General features: G+C 67.9%; 15 protein-coding genes. 12 read left to right on the forward strand and 3 right to left on the reverse strand.

All coding sequences use genetic code 11. The annotated features are described in order from the left end of the window. Positions 1-40: 40 nt before the first annotated feature. From phoR to BM365_RS04130, 12 genes are all read left to right on the forward strand, one after another. A complete protein-coding gene (phoR, locus tag BM365_RS04075; RefSeq protein WP_093486812.1) occupies positions 41-1378 on the forward strand; it encodes a phosphate regulon sensor histidine kinase PhoR in 1338 nt (445 codons plus the stop codon). After that, entirely contained in the window at positions 1375-3462 is a 2088-nt protein-coding gene (ppk1, locus tag BM365_RS04080) for a polyphosphate kinase 1 (RefSeq protein ID WP_093486814.1), read from the forward strand. Before phoR ends, ppk1 begins: the two co-directional genes overlap by 4 nt. 83 nt (positions 3463-3545) lie before the next feature. Then, positions 3546-5075: an exopolyphosphatase gene (gene ppx / locus BM365_RS04085; protein ID WP_093486816.1), complete on the forward strand. Its 1530-nt coding sequence runs from the start codon at positions 3546-3548 to the stop codon at positions 5073-5075. A gap of 174 nt (positions 5076-5249) precedes the next feature. Further along, the gene (locus tag BM365_RS04090; RefSeq protein ID WP_139227316.1) at positions 5250-6506 is read left to right on the forward strand and encodes a sensor domain-containing phosphodiesterase; all 1257 of its coding nucleotides are present in this window, start codon (positions 5250-5252) and stop codon (positions 6504-6506) included. Positions 6507-6557: 51 nt separating this feature from the next. Next, positions 6558-7526: an aldo/keto reductase gene (locus BM365_RS04095; RefSeq protein WP_093486820.1), complete on the forward strand. Its 969-nt coding sequence runs from the start codon at positions 6558-6560 to the stop codon at positions 7524-7526. Between the two features lie 132 nt (positions 7527-7658). Beyond that, positions 7659-8066 carry a DUF4259 domain-containing protein gene (locus BM365_RS04100; RefSeq protein WP_093486822.1) on the forward strand — a complete coding sequence of 136 codons (408 nt, stop codon included), beginning with the start codon at positions 7659-7661 and terminating at the stop codon, positions 8064-8066. Between the two features lie 36 nt (positions 8067-8102). Next, complete coding sequence (locus BM365_RS04105) at positions 8103-8510, forward strand: YbjQ family protein (protein ID WP_175502035.1); 408 nt, start codon at positions 8103-8105, stop codon at positions 8508-8510. Positions 8511-8521: 11 nt separating this feature from the next. Continuing rightward, positions 8522-8953 (forward strand): hypothetical protein, encoded by a 432-nt coding sequence (locus BM365_RS04110; protein WP_093486824.1) that lies wholly within the window; start codon positions 8522-8524, stop codon positions 8951-8953. Between the two features lie 115 nt (positions 8954-9068). After that, a complete protein-coding gene (locus BM365_RS04115; protein WP_093486826.1) occupies positions 9069-9491 on the forward strand; it encodes a hypothetical protein in 423 nt (140 codons plus the stop codon). Between the two features lie 26 nt (positions 9492-9517). Next, positions 9518-9859 carry an MmcQ/YjbR family DNA-binding protein gene (locus BM365_RS04120; RefSeq protein WP_158253447.1) on the forward strand — a complete coding sequence of 114 codons (342 nt, stop codon included), beginning with the start codon at positions 9518-9520 and terminating at the stop codon, positions 9857-9859. 150 nt (positions 9860-10009) lie between these two features. Beyond that, positions 10010-11155, forward strand: a complete 1146-nt coding sequence (locus tag BM365_RS04125; protein ID WP_093489473.1) for a glycosyltransferase family 4 protein — start codon at positions 10010-10012, stop codon at positions 11153-11155. Between the two features lie 7 nt (positions 11156-11162). Further along, positions 11163-11684, forward strand: a complete 522-nt coding sequence (locus tag BM365_RS04130) for a phosphatase PAP2 family protein (protein WP_093489475.1) — start codon at positions 11163-11165, stop codon at positions 11682-11684. Positions 11685-11694: 10 nt separating this feature from the next. On the opposite strand, the gene BM365_RS04135 is transcribed toward BM365_RS04130, so the two are convergent. Genes BM365_RS04135 through BM365_RS04145 form a run of 3 tightly spaced genes read right to left on the reverse strand, consistent with a single transcriptional unit; the run spans position 11695 to position 13716 of the window. Continuing rightward, complete coding sequence (locus BM365_RS04135; protein ID WP_093486830.1) at positions 11695-12576, reverse strand: carbon-nitrogen hydrolase family protein; 882 nt, start codon at positions 12574-12576, stop codon at positions 11695-11697. Then, positions 12573-13178 (reverse strand): GNAT family N-acetyltransferase, encoded by a 606-nt coding sequence (locus BM365_RS04140; protein WP_093486832.1) that lies wholly within the window; start codon positions 13176-13178, stop codon positions 12573-12575. The genes BM365_RS04135 and BM365_RS04140 overlap by 4 nt, the downstream gene beginning before the upstream one ends. A gap of 52 nt (positions 13179-13230) precedes the next feature. After that, positions 13231-13716: a hypothetical protein gene (locus BM365_RS04145; protein WP_139227317.1), complete on the reverse strand. Its 486-nt coding sequence runs from the start codon at positions 13714-13716 to the stop codon at positions 13231-13233. Positions 13717-13763: the final 47 nt, after the last annotated feature.

Here is a 13763-nt window from a genome sequence, read left to right on the forward strand (position 1 = left end):
CTGCGCGTCGCTGTCATACATATCTGCCTACAATCGATCCATGCCCCACCACATCCGTTCCGCGTGGTTCAAGACGCTAGGCCAACTGGCCGGCATCCTCGCGCTGGCCGTGGTGGTCGGCCTGCTGCTGGGCCAGGTATGGCCCGTGGTCACGTTGGCCGCACTGGGCGTAGTGGCCTGGCACTACTGGCGGCTGCGCAAAGTGCTGCTGCGACTGACCGCGCGGCAGCGACTGGAACCCGCCCAGGGCCAGGGCGTCTGGAACGAACTCGACCGTCTGCTCTTCCGCGGCCAGGCCGAGATGCGCACCCGCAAGCGCCGCCTGCTCGACATGCTGCGCGCCTACCGCGCCGCTGCTGCCGCCCTGCCTGACGCCGTCGTGGTGGTGGAACGCAACAGCCAGCGCGTGCAGTGGTTCAACAAGGCGGCTAGCAGCCTGCTCGGCCTGCAGTACCCCACCGACATCGGCGCACCGGTCGGTGACCGACTGCAGCCGCTGCCGATGTCGCATTGGCTCGCCGCCGGCCGCAACGCCGAGCCGATGCTGGATGCCGCCTCACCGGTGGACCCGGACCTGCGCCTCAACCTGCGCCTGATTCCCTACTCCGACCAGTACTGGCTGCTGGTCGCGCGCGACGTCAGCAAGATGCTGCGCCTGGAGCAGATGCGGCGGGACTTCGTCGCCAACGTTTCGCATGAACTGCGCACGCCGCTGACCGTCGTGCACGGTTACCTCGACATGCTCGAACCCACCGAATACCCGGACTGGGCGCCGATGCTGGCCGAGATGCAGAAGCAGTCGCAACGCATGACCCAACTGGTCGAGGACCTGCTGACCCTGTCGCGCCTCGAAGCGCAGGAGAGCCTGCCCGACGAGAACGTCGCGATGGCGCCCATGCTGGCCACGCTGCGTCGCGAGGCCGAAGCGCTGAGCCACCGCCGGCATACCGTGGTGATCCAGGACGAAGCCGGCGTGGACCTGTCGGGATCGAACAAGGAACTGCACAGCGCGTTCTCCAACCTGGTCAGCAACGCGGTGCGTTACACCCCGGTAGGCGGCACCATCACCGTCCGCTTCGCGCGCGAAGGCGACGGCGCGGTGCTCAGCGTGCGCGACACCGGCTACGGCATTCCGTCCTCGCACCTGCCGCGCATCACCGAGCGTTTCTACCGTGTATCGACCAGCCGCTCGCGCGAGAGCGGCGGCACCGGCCTGGGCCTGTCCATCGTCAAGCACGTGCTCAACCTGCATCAGGCGCGGCTCGAGATCGAAAGCGAAGTCGGCCATGGCAGTATCTTTTCCGTGCATTTCGGCGCACAGCGCGTGGAACCCCGCCTGGACGCTTCAACCCCCGCCCTGACGGACCAGACCGCATGAATGCCGCCCTCGACACGACGCCCACCGCCCTGACCGGTGAAGACGTGCTGCGCGATCCCGCGCTGTACCTCAACCGCGAACTGTCCCAGCTGGATTTCAACTTCCGCGTGCTGGCGCAGGCGCAGGATCCGTCGGTGCCGCTGCTGGAGCGCCTGCGCTTCCTGTGCATCTCGTGCACGAACCTGGACGAGTTCTTCGAGATCCGCGCCGCCACCGTGCGACACGCGCAGGACTTCGGCCTGCCGCCGGGCGCCGACGGCATGAGCCCGGCCACCGTGCTCAACAAGATCCACGACCGCGCCGCCGAACTGGTCGACGCGCAATACAAGTGCTGGAACGACGTGCTGCGTCCGGGCCTGGCCGAAGCCGGCGTGCGCGTGTTCGGCCGCGACAGCTGGAATGCGCGCCAGACCCGCTGGCTGCGCGCCTACTTCCGCAACGAAATCATGCCGGTGCTCTCGCCGCTGGGACTGGACCCGGCGCATCCGTTCCCGAAGATCCTCAACAAGTCGTTGAACATCGTGGTCGTGCTGAAAGGCAAGGATGCGTTCGGCCGCGCCGGCCACCTGGCCATCGTGCGCGCGCCGCGCTCGCTGCCGCGCATCATCCACCTGCCGCAGCGCGTATCGGGCGGCGAGAACGACTTCGTACTGCTGTCGTCCGTGCTGTCGGTGTTCGTGGACGAACTGTTCCCCGGCATGGAGGTCAAGGGTTCCTACCAGTTCCGCGTGACCCGCAACTCCGAGGTCGTGGTCGACGAGGAGGAAGTCGAGAACCTGGCGCTGGCCCTGCGCGACGAACTCGTGGGCCGCGGCTACCGCCCCGCCGTGCGCCTGGAGATCGCCCACGATTGCCCCAAGCCCATCGTGCGCACGCTGCTGCAGAATTTCGCGCTGCCCGACAACGCGGTCTACCCGATCAACGGGCCGGTCAACCTCAACCGTGTCATCCAGGTGTACGACCTGGTGCAGCGCCCGGAACTGAAGTACCCCGCCTTCACCCCTCGCACGCTGCGCGACAGCGATGCGATCTTCGAGAAGGTCGCCGATGGCGACGTATTGCTGCACCATCCCTTCGATTCGTTCGCGGCGGTGCATGAGCTGATCAAGCAGGCTGCCGTCGATCCGGAAGTACTGGCGATCAAGCAGACGCTGTACCGCACCGGCAAGGATTCGGCCATCGTCGATGCGCTGGTCCAGGCTGCGCGCAACGGCAAGGACGTCACCGTGGTGGTGGAACTGCGCGCGCGCTTCGACGAGGACGCCAACCTCGGCGTGGCCGACCGCCTGCAGGAAGCCGGCGCGCAGGTCGTCTACGGCGTGGTGGGCTACAAGACCCACGCCAAGATGCTGCTGATCGTCCGTCGCGAGGGCCGCAAGCTGCGCCGCTACGTGCACCTGGGCACCGGCAACTACCACAGCGGCACGGCGCGCGCCTACACCGACATCGGCCTGATCACCGCCGATCCGGACATCGGCAACGACGTGCACCTGCTGTTCCAGCAGCTTTCCGGTCTTGCGCCGACCACCAAGCTCAAGCGCCTGCTGCAATCGCCCTTCACGCTCCACCCCGGCCTGATCAAGAAGATCGAGCGCGAAGCGAAGCTGGCGAGAGCCGGCAAGCCCGCGCACATCATCGCCAAGATCAACGCGATCAACGAGCCACGCATCATCCGTGCGCTCTACGCGGCCTCGCAGGCCGGCGTGAAGATCGACCTGATCGTGCGCGGTGCCTGCGCGCTGCGCCCCGGCGTGCCGGGCATCTCCGAGAACATCCGCGTGCGCTCCATCGTCGGCCGCTTCCTGGAGCACAGCCGCCTTTACTGGTTCGGCAACGAAGGTACCCCGGAGCTGTACTGCGCGAGCGCCGACTGGCTGGAGCGCAACCTGCTGCACCGCGTGGAAACCTGCTTCCCGATCCTCGACAAGGACCTCGCCACCCGCGTGTTCAAGGAAGGCCTGCAGAACTACCTCGACGACAACTGCAACGCGTGGGAACTGCAGGCCGATGGCAGCTATCTCAAGCTGACGCCGGGCGACGATGCCCCGCATTCGGCCCAGGGCATCTTGCTCGCGAAGGTGTGATGCGACCATCGGACGCGCCTGCCTCGGTGCATCGACGCCATCGCGATGCACCATCGCGCATTCCCACCCGCTAAACTGACCGCATGGCGCCCCTGAACTCCCCCACCTCCCCACCGCTCCAGGACGGGGACCTGCTGGCCGCGATCGATCTGGGCTCCAACAGCTTCCACATGGTGGTCGCGCGCTCGCTGCTCGGCCAGTTGCGCGTGGTGGATCGCCTGCGCGAAACCGTACGCATGGCCGACGGCCTGGATGGCAAGGGCGGCCTGTCCGCCGCCGCGCGCCAGCGCGCGCTCGACTGCCTGTCGCGCTTCGGCCAGCGCATCCGCGACATTCCCGCCACGCGCGTGCGTGCACTCGCCACCAATACCGTGCGCCAGTTGCGCGAGCCCCAGGAGTTCCTGGTGGCGGCCGAAGCCGCGCTGGGCAAGCCGATCGAAGTGGTGTCCGGCCGCGAAGAAGCGCGCTTGATCTACCTCGGCGTCGCGCACTCCCAGCCGCCGAAAGCCGGCCAGCGCCGCCTGGTGATCGACATCGGCGGCGGCTCCACCGAATTCATCATCGGCCGCGGCTTCGAGACGCTCGAGCGCGAAAGCCTGCAGGCCGGCTGCATCGCCAGCACACGCCGGTTCTTTCCCGGCGGAAAACTCTCGCGCAAGCGCTGGAAGGAAGCCCTGACCGAGATCGGCGCGGAGTTCCAACAGTTCGCCGGCCTCTACCGCGGCCTGGGTTGGCAGGAAGCCATCGGTTCTTCCGGTACCAACAAGGCGATCGGCGAGATCTGCGCGGCGATGAAGCTCACCAAGGGCGCCGTCACCGCCGAGGCGCTGCCGCAGGTGCGCGAGAAACTGCTGCAGGCCGACCGCATCGAGGACATCGATCTTCCCGGCCTGTCCAACGACCGCCGGCCGATCATCGCCGGCGGCGTGCTGGTGCTGGAGGCCGCGTTCGAAGCGTTGGGCCTGCAGCGGCTGATGGTCAGCAAGGCGGCGATGCGCGAAGGCATCCTGTTCGACATGCTGGGCCGCGGCGGCGACAACGATCCGCGCGACCTATCCACTGCGGCGCTGATGCAGCGCTACGGCATCGACGAGTTCCAGGCCGCGCGCGTGGAGGCCACGGCGATGCGCCTGTTCGAACAGGTCGAGCAGAGCTGGGGCCTGGACGACGACGACGCGCGCATGCTCGGTTGGGCCGCGCGCTTGCACGAGATCGGCCTGGTGATCGCGCACAGCCAGTACCACGTGCACGGTGCCTACCTGCTGGAGCATTCCGATATCGAAGGCTTCTCCCGCCAGGAGCAGCAAGTCCTGTCGGCGCTCGTGCGCACGCACCGGCGCGGCATCCCGAAAAATGCGTTCGATGCTCTACCCGATCGCCTGCTGCTGAGCGCCAAGCGCAAGGCCGCACTGCTCCGCCTGGCCGTGTTGCTGCACCGCTCGCACGACAACGAAATCATCCCGCGCCTGGACGTAACCGCCCAGGGCGACCGCCTGGACCTGGTGGTCAGCAAGAAATGGATCGATGCCCGCCCCCTGCTGCGCTCGGACCTGCTGGGCGAACCCGAGGACATGCAGGGCCTGGGCGTGGCATTCAAGCCGTTCGTGGCCTGAGCCGCCCCGGCACTTCCCCTTATGTGACATGAAGGTACACTCGGACCTGCCGAGAGGTCCGCGGCGTGGCCTGTGCCCTTCTGTCCCCACGCCATCCTCCCCGTCCGCCCTTGCGGCGGGGGCAGGCCCGACGGCTGTTCCACTTCGTCGTACGCCTGTCTTCAGGAGGAAGCCTTGATCGATCGAAGAATCCACGACGAGCTGTTGTCTGATGCCTGGCTGGACGGTGGCCCCGGTGCCGCCGCCATCGGCCGCAATGTGGACCGCATGCTGGATGCCGTCCGACGCCACCTCGACATGGACGTGGCCTTCGTCTCCGAGTTCAACGGCCGCGACCGCGTCTTCCGCCACGTCGCCAGCCGACTGGACCCCGCCCCCATCCGTCCCGGCGATTCGAGCCCGCTTGAAGAGGGCTACTGCATGCGCGTGGTCGAGGGGCAGATCCCGCAGCTGATTCCCGACACCGGCGCCGTGCCCTTGCTGGAACACATCCCCGAAACCGCACTGGTTCCCATCGGCGCCCATCTCAGCGTGCCCATCCAGCTGCGCGATGGTCGTGTCTACGGCACGTTCTGCTGCTTCAGCCTGGCCGCCAATCTTTCCCTCAGCCAGCGCGACCTGCACATGATGCGGGCCTTCGCCGACCTGCTGGCTTACCAGATCGACGGCGACCTCGACGCCGTGCAGGCGCACGAGGAGAAAGTCGCGCGCATCACCGCGGTACTGGAAATGGGCCAGCCGCACGTGGTCTACCAGCCCATCTACCGCAGCAGCGAACGCCGCATCGTCGGCGTCGAATGCCTGTCGCGCTTCAGGCTGGAACCCCAGCGCACGCCCGACGTGTGGTTCGCCGAGGCACGCGAGATCGGCCTCGGCGTGCGCCTGGAGCTCAACGCCATCCTGTCCGCGCTCGATGGTCTTCGCCACATGCCGGGCGACTTCTACGTGGCGCTCAACGTGTCGCCGCAGACGATCATCAGCGGCGGCATCGACGGCTATATCGACGATCTCGACCCGCACCGCGTGGTGCTGGAAATCACCGAGCATTCGCTGGTGGACGACTACGGTCTGCTGAACAAGCGCCTGGCGCCGCTGCGCGAAGCCGGCGTGCGCGTGGCCGTGGACGACGCCGGCGCGGGCTACGCCAGCATGCGGCACGTGCTGGCGATCCATCCGGACATCATCAAGCTGGACCTCAGCCTGACCCGCGACATCGATACCGATTCGCCGCGCCGTGCGCTGGCGGCGGCGCTGATCGAGTTCGCACGTCAGACTCAATCGCACGTGGTCGCCGAAGGCGTGGAGACGGCTTCCGAACTGGCGGCCCTGCAGGCGCTCGGGGTGGACGATGTGCAGGGCTACCACCTTGCGCGTCCCGCGGACGCCGATGTCCTCGCGCAGATGCTCGCCGCCGAACGTCCGCGCGCCTGATGCGCCGCGACGCTCTGGCATGATGCCGGCTCCGTCCTGCGCGTGCCGCCGATGAAGACCTATCCCTTGGCCGATGGCCTCACCACGTCCCTCATCGGCTACGGCTGCATGCACCTGAGCCGCGCCTGGGATGCCTCGCCGATCACGGCGGATGAACGCCGCAACGCGCAACGGCTGGTCGAAACCGCGCTGGCCCATAGCATCACCCTGTTCGACCATGCGGACATCTATGCCCGCGGAAAATCCGAACAAATCTTCGGCGACGTGCTGCGCGGCTCACCCGCCCTCCGCGCAAAGATGGTGTTGCAATCGAAGTGCGGCATCCGCTTCGCCGACGATCCGCCCGGCACGCCGGGCCGCTACGACTTCAGCCGCGCGCACATCGTGGCCTCGGTGGAAGGCAGCCTTGCGCGCCTGGGCGTGGAGCACCTGGATGTCCTGTTGCTGCACCGCCCCGATGCGCTGATGGAGCCGGAAGACGTCGCGCAGGCCTTCGACGCCTTGCACGCCAGCGGCAAGGTGCGGCACTTCGGTGTCAGCAACCACACGCCCGGCCAGATCGACCTGCTGCGCCGCCATGTGCGGCAGCCATTGGTGGCGAACCAGGTGGAAATCAGCCTGCTGCACCTGCCGTTGATCGACGAGGGCGTGGTCGCCAACACCACCGGCCATGCCTATGCCTCGGCTGCCGGTACGCTGGACCACGCGCGCCTGCATGACATCCGCGTACAGGCGTGGTCGCCGCTGGCCGGCGGCAAACTGGCCACCACCTCCGAGTTCTCCGACCCGGTGATCCGCGAGACCTCGACGCTGCTGCGCCAACTGGCCGATGCCAAGGGCGTGGCGCCGGAGGCGATCCAACTGGCCTGGCTGTTGCGCCATCCCGCCGGCCTGCAGCCCATCGTCGGCACCACCGACCCGGTGCGGCTGGTGGCCTGCGCCGCCGCGGATGCGGTGCAGCTCTCGCGCGAGGAGTGGTATGCGCTGTTCACTGCGGCGCGTGGCGGGCGAGTGCCGTGAGCATTGCTGCCCCTTCTGCCGACGCACATCGAGGCGAATGACTTCAACGACGAGATCTAGCGCTTCAACCACCTCGATGGCCGCCCGTACGTCTGACGAAAACCAACCGACGACAATCCACTGGAGATCTGCATGGGCACCTGGGGCATCGGCTCGTTCGAGAACGACGACGCGGCGGATTTCATGATCGATGCATTGAAGAGCGGCGACTTGTCGTTGCTCGGTGAGGTGTTCGACAACGTGCTGACCTCCACCGAGTACGTGGAAGCGCCCGATGCCACGGTGGCCATCGTGGCCGCGGAGATCGTGGCCGCGGCGCAGGGGTGCCCCACCCCGGCCGCGCAACAGGAAGGCCGCCTGGCCGAGTGGCTGGCGCGCATCCGCCCCACCATCGATGCCGCGCTCGCCACCCAGGCGCGCGACGCGCTCGCCCGCATCCTGGCCGAGCACTCAGAACTCCGGGAGCTGTGGGAAGACACCGACGATTTCCATGCGTGGCAGGCCAGCGTCATCGAGCTGGGCCAGCATCTGCGCGCCTGACACATACTTCTTACCGAAACCGCATCAGGAACTGCCGTGACCGACCCGTACAACTCGTCGTCCGCCTACGCCCCTTCGCCTACCGCGCCGCATACCACCACCTTGTCGCTCAACGATGCGATGGTGACTACCGCGCTGGAACTTCCCGGCTATCGCATCCGCCGCAACCTGGGCATGGTGCGCGGCATCACCGTGCGATCGCGGTCGATCGTGGGCAATTTCCTCGGTGGCCTGCAGTCGTTGTTCGGCGGCAACATCACCATCTACACCGAACTCTGCGAACAAGCCCGCGACGAGACGTACCGCGACATGCTGCAGCACGCTCGGCAACTGGGCGCCAACGCGATCGTCGCCGTGCGCTACGACGCCACCGACGTGATGGCCGGCCTTACCGAGGTGCTGTGTTACGGCACCGCGGTGGTGGTCGAACCCACCGATTATTGATCACGGTCCCGATGACGCCATCGAAACGCAAGCGCCCGCGGTGGCGCAGGTTCGTGCTGGTCGCGCTGGTCCTGGCGGCCTACCCCGCCTTCGTCCTGATCTACACCTGGTCCCACGTCCTGCAGAGCCCGCTGCCGGGCGGCCGCCATGGCCCACTGGATGCGTACCGGCACACCCTCGCCAGCGCGGTCGTGGCCTACACGCTCGACCCGCGCGCCATCGACCTGGTGAACGGCGTGATGGAACGGCGCGGCAAACGATCCAACCAGATGGACATCCACAACAACCAGATCGGCGCCGGCATCGGCACGCGCGCGGCCCGTTTCTCGGACATCGAACCGACGGTGGCCCGCAGCGTGGCGGCCGGCCAGATCGATGCCGCAACGCCCAACCAGACCACGTGGCTGCCCCGAAGCGACTGGAAGGAAGGGTTTGCGTGGTAAGGACCCCATCGAAAACCTCAGGAGGCGCCTGAACCAGAGCTCCGCTATAGTCGCTCGCAGTCACGGCCGGCCCCACGCCGACGGGCAGTCCCTCGCATCCTTGCCGGAGGTTGTCATGAAGCGTGTGTTCCGTTTGATCCTGGCCGTCATCGCCGGGCTGTTCGTCGGCAGCATCGTCAACATGGCGCTGGTCATGCTCAGCGGCCACGTGATCCCGCCGCCGGCCGGCGTCGACACCACCACGACCGAAGGCCTGAAGGCGGCGATGCCGCTGTTCGAGCCGAAGCACTTCCTGTTCCCGTTCCTGGCCCACGCCGTGGGCACGCTGGTCGGCGCGTTCGTCGCGACACTGGCCACGCCCGGGCGGACCTGCGGCCCCGCATGGGTCGTCGGCGCGCTCTTCCTGATCGGCGGCATCGCCGCCGTCGCCATGCTGCCCTCGCCGCTCTGGTTCACCGTCGTGGACCTGGTGTTCGCCTACCTGCCGATGGCATGGCTGGGGCATCGGCTGGCGTCGCAGAAACCGCGGGCGGCTTGACGCGCCGACGGGCCAGGCATCGATCCGTGAAGCTGGCGGACATCCGCGCGCATGCGCTGTCGCTCGAGGCGGTGACCGAGGAGCCGCACCACACCTATTCGTCGTTCCGCGTGCGCGGCAAGATCTTCGTGACGATTCCGCCGGAGGAGACGCATCTGCACGTGTTCGTCGGCGAAGAGGATCGCGAACAAGCCTTGGCGATGCACCCCGCGTTCGTCGAGAAGCTGTTCTGGGGCAGCAAGGTGCTGGGACTGCGCGTGGACCTGGCCCGTGCCACACCCGCGGTCGTCAAGGCGTTGGTCGTGAAGGCCTATGAGACCCGCGTGCGCAAGGATGCGGGGCCTCCGCGCAAGCGCTCGGCACGCTGAGCGCACCGAGACAGTGACGAGATCAGCGACGGAGGCGCCCTGACCGCATCGGGTGAACGTGCCGCCGCGCACACCGTCATCCCACGGTCACCGAACCGAAACACCCGCGACACCTGCCGGCCCCAGCATGCGCAAAACGTGGAGCTGCGCATGCGCTTTGCCATCGTCACCGAAACGTACCCGCCCGAAGTCAACGGCGTGGCCCTCACCGTGCAAGGGCTGGAAACCGGCCTGCGCCAGCGTGGGCATGCCGTCTCGCTGGTGCGGCCGCGGCAGGCGACCGACACGACGCCGGCGGACGACACGCTGCTGGTGCGCGGCGCCAGCCTGCCCCGCTACCCGGGCCTGAAGTTCGGCCTGCCGGCCACCCGGCGCCTGATGGCGCTGTGGAAGGATTCCCCGCCGGATGCGATCTACGTGGCCACGGAAGGCCCTCTGGGCTGGTCCGCCGTGCGCGCCGCGCGCCGTCTGGGCATTCCGGTGGCCACCGGGTTCCACACCCGCTTCGACGAATACATGCGCGACTACGGCGCGCGCTTCCTGGAACATACCGCGCTGCGCTGGATGCGCCGCTTCCACAATGGCGCGCAGGCGACCTTGGTGCCGACGCGCGAACTGGCCGACTTCCTGCAGTCGCAGGGTTTCCACCAGGTGAGGCGGCTGGCGCGGGCCGTGGATGCGCAGCATTTCAGTCCGGCGCGACGGGACGACGCATTGCGCGCCCAATGGGGCCTGAAGCCGGATGACCTGGCGGTGATCTACGTGGGGCGCATCGCCGCGGAGAAAAACCTCGATCTGTCGATCCGCGCGTTCGATGCGATCCAGCGGCAACACCCGACGGCGAAGTTCGTCTGGGTGGGTGACGGACCGGTGCGCGAGCGGCTGGCGCAGGAGCACCCGGATTTCATCTTCTGTGGCGTGCAGCGCGGTGAAACGCTGGCACGGCACTTCGCCAGTGGCGACCTGTTCCTGTTTTCCAGCCACAGCGAAACCTTCGGCAACGTCACCCTGGAAGCGATGGCGAGCGGCGTGCCGACGATTGCATTCAACTACGGCGCCGCGCGCGAGCATCTGGTCGATGGCGCCCACGGGGCCGCCGTCGATGACGACGAGGCGTTCCTGGCCGCGGCGCAGCGGCTGGCCGCCGACCCCGCACTGCGTTGCACGATGGGCGAAGCCGCCGCGGTCGCGATGCGCGCGCTCCGCCCCGAGCAGGTCGCGGCCGACTTCGATGCCCTGCTGACCGATCTCGCCCACACCCGGAGAAGCCACCATGCGTCCGCTGCTGCCGCGTAATGCCTTCATGGGCCGGGATACCGGCTGGTGCCTGCGTGCGAACCGCTGGGGCGAATGGAGTGGCGTGCGCCGCTTCTTCGCCATCATCAGCCGACTCGGCGATGGGGTGTTCTGGTACGTGCTGATGGCCGCGCTGATCGTGGCCGACGGCCTCGACGGCCTGACCGCCTCCGCGCACCTGGCCGCCACCGGGGTGATCGCGCTGACGCTGTACAAGCTGCTCAAGCGCTGGACGCGGCGGCCGCGCCCGTTCGCCTCCGATGTGCGCATCCGCGCCTGGATCGCGCCGCTGGACGAATTCAGCTTCCCGTCCGGGCACACTCTGCACGCGGTGGCCTTCACGCTCGTCGCGCTTGCCCACTATCCGGCGCTGGCGCCGCTGCTGATCCCCTTCGCCGGCTGCGTGGCAGCCTCGCGCGTGGTCCTCGGCCTGCACTATCCCAGCGACGTGCTCGCCGCGACCGTGATCGGTACAGCCCTGGCGGGGCTGTCGATCTGGCTGGTGCCCGGGGTCAGTTTGTTGGGGTGATGCAAAGCCGTCAGGGCTTTTCCATCCGGGCGCGCGTGATCGCGGGTTGCAGTTGGCCCGCCCAGTCGCGGTCGTTCGCCACCTGCGCGTCGCCGCGACTGCGCTCGAGCGCGTCGAAATCGAGCTCGGCGAGCGTCCATACCTCATCGCCCGAGGTCTGCGCGACGACGCCATCGGCAGGCAATCCACGATCCATCGGCGCGAAGATCGCGGCCTCGCCGGTGTTGATGTCGAGCGCCGGACTCCACGCCGCCTCGCACGCCGTCACCGACTGCGCCACGAACACGCGGTTCTCCAGCGCCCGCGCCAGGCATCCCACGCGCACGCGGGTCGCGCCGGCCTCGGTATCGGTGCAGCTGGGGACGAGCAACAGGCGCGCACCGGCTTCGGCCTGCGCACGCACCGGCAGCGGGAACTCGCTGTCGTAGCAGACCGCCACGCCGGTGCGCACGCCATCCAGGTCGAACACCTTCAACGCATCGCCGCCGTCGATGACGGCAAGGCCTTTCTCGAACCCGGTGAGCTGCAGCTTGTCCTGCCACAGGTGGGCGCCCTGCGGCGTGAACACATCGCAGCGATTGCGGTAGCGGCCATCGCCCTGCGCCAGCAGGAAGGTGCCGGCCACGATATACATGTCCAGTGACGTCGCCAGCCGCGCGTACAACGCCAGCCAGTCGTCACGGTAGCGCTGGATCGCGGCCAGCGAGGCATGCAGGTCGGCCTGCGTATCGGCCTCGAAGGTGGCGGCCAGTTCCAGCGACAGATACTCAGGCAACACGGCGACGCGTGCGCCCTGCGCGGCGGCCTCGCCCAGCACGGCCGCCTGGCGCTCGGCGAACGCGGCGAAATCGCCAGGCGCCTGGATCGGATACTTCGCTACCGCGACTTTCATCGTGCCGTCTCCAGCGGGCGCAGCCAGAACGTCAGCGCATGGTCGATCTCGCCGTGGCCGATCTCATGCCACGGCAGTCGCATCGTCATGCCGGGGCGCCGCGCGTATCCACGCTTGGTCCAGAACACATCATTGCCGCGATGCCCTGCCGGCTTGCGCGCATCGCCGTCGTCGCGATCGACGGCGCAGAACGCGGTCCACGCGAAGCGGCCCAGCGCACGCGCATGTGCTTCGCGATGATCGAAGAAGGCGTGACCGATCCCACGCCCGCGATACGCCGGCAACAGGACGGATTCGCCAAAGTAGAAGACGTCTTCCGGATCGATGGCGCTGTCCAGGAACGGCTGGCGGAAGGCCTCCGTGTCATCCATCAGCGGGAGCCCGGTGGACGCACCGACCACCTGCCCCGCCTCCATCGCCAGCACGAACAGGCTGTCGGGCGACCGGACATAGGCAGCGAGGTAGTCGCGTTCGAAATCGAAATCGCCTTCGTACAGATAGGGCCAATCGCGGAACACCGCCACGCGCAGGCGCGCGACATCGTCCAGCCAGGGCGTGATCGCCGCCCCGCGAAAGAGGCCGATGGTGTGCGCAGAATCCATCCTTGAACTCTAACGCACGCCACCGGCCGGGGCGAAATGATGACGGGGTCGTTCAGTCCCACCAGCTGTAGACGATGAGGCGTTCGGTAGGCAGCACTACCAGCCACGCGCCGCCGCGGGTGTCGCGGGTGTAGTACGCACCCTCCTGCCACGCGGCGCGCAGCCTGCCGCGCATGCCGTTGCCGATGTCCGCATGGGCGACGCCGGGCCACAGGCCCGAGCTGTCGTCCCATTTGCTCCACGTGTCCGGCAGCGGAGAAGGCTGCCAGGCCTCGTAGTGCGCCGGCCCGCGCGAGGACAACACGCCCCGCGAGGTGGTGGCGCCCTCGAAGTACGCCAGCCCCTCGCGCCGGATGGCCGCCGCCGCGGAGTCGGACAGTTCCAGCACCACCGCACCGTGCGATTCGCAACGCAGCAGCAGACCTAACAGCACGCATTGCAGCTGGCCGGGCGTCATCGCGAAGCGTTGCAGGCCGGAGGTTTCGACCACCGACGGCAAGACTTGCTGCGCGCGGTGGTAGAGGCGAACGCGATTCATGGTCCAGCCTGCGGCGAGCACGAGGAGGAAGGCCGCAAGCGCGACCT

The organism is Pseudoxanthomonas sp. YR558 (assembly GCF_900116385.1).
GTDB lineage: Bacteria > Pseudomonadota > Gammaproteobacteria > Xanthomonadales > Xanthomonadaceae > Pseudoxanthomonas_A.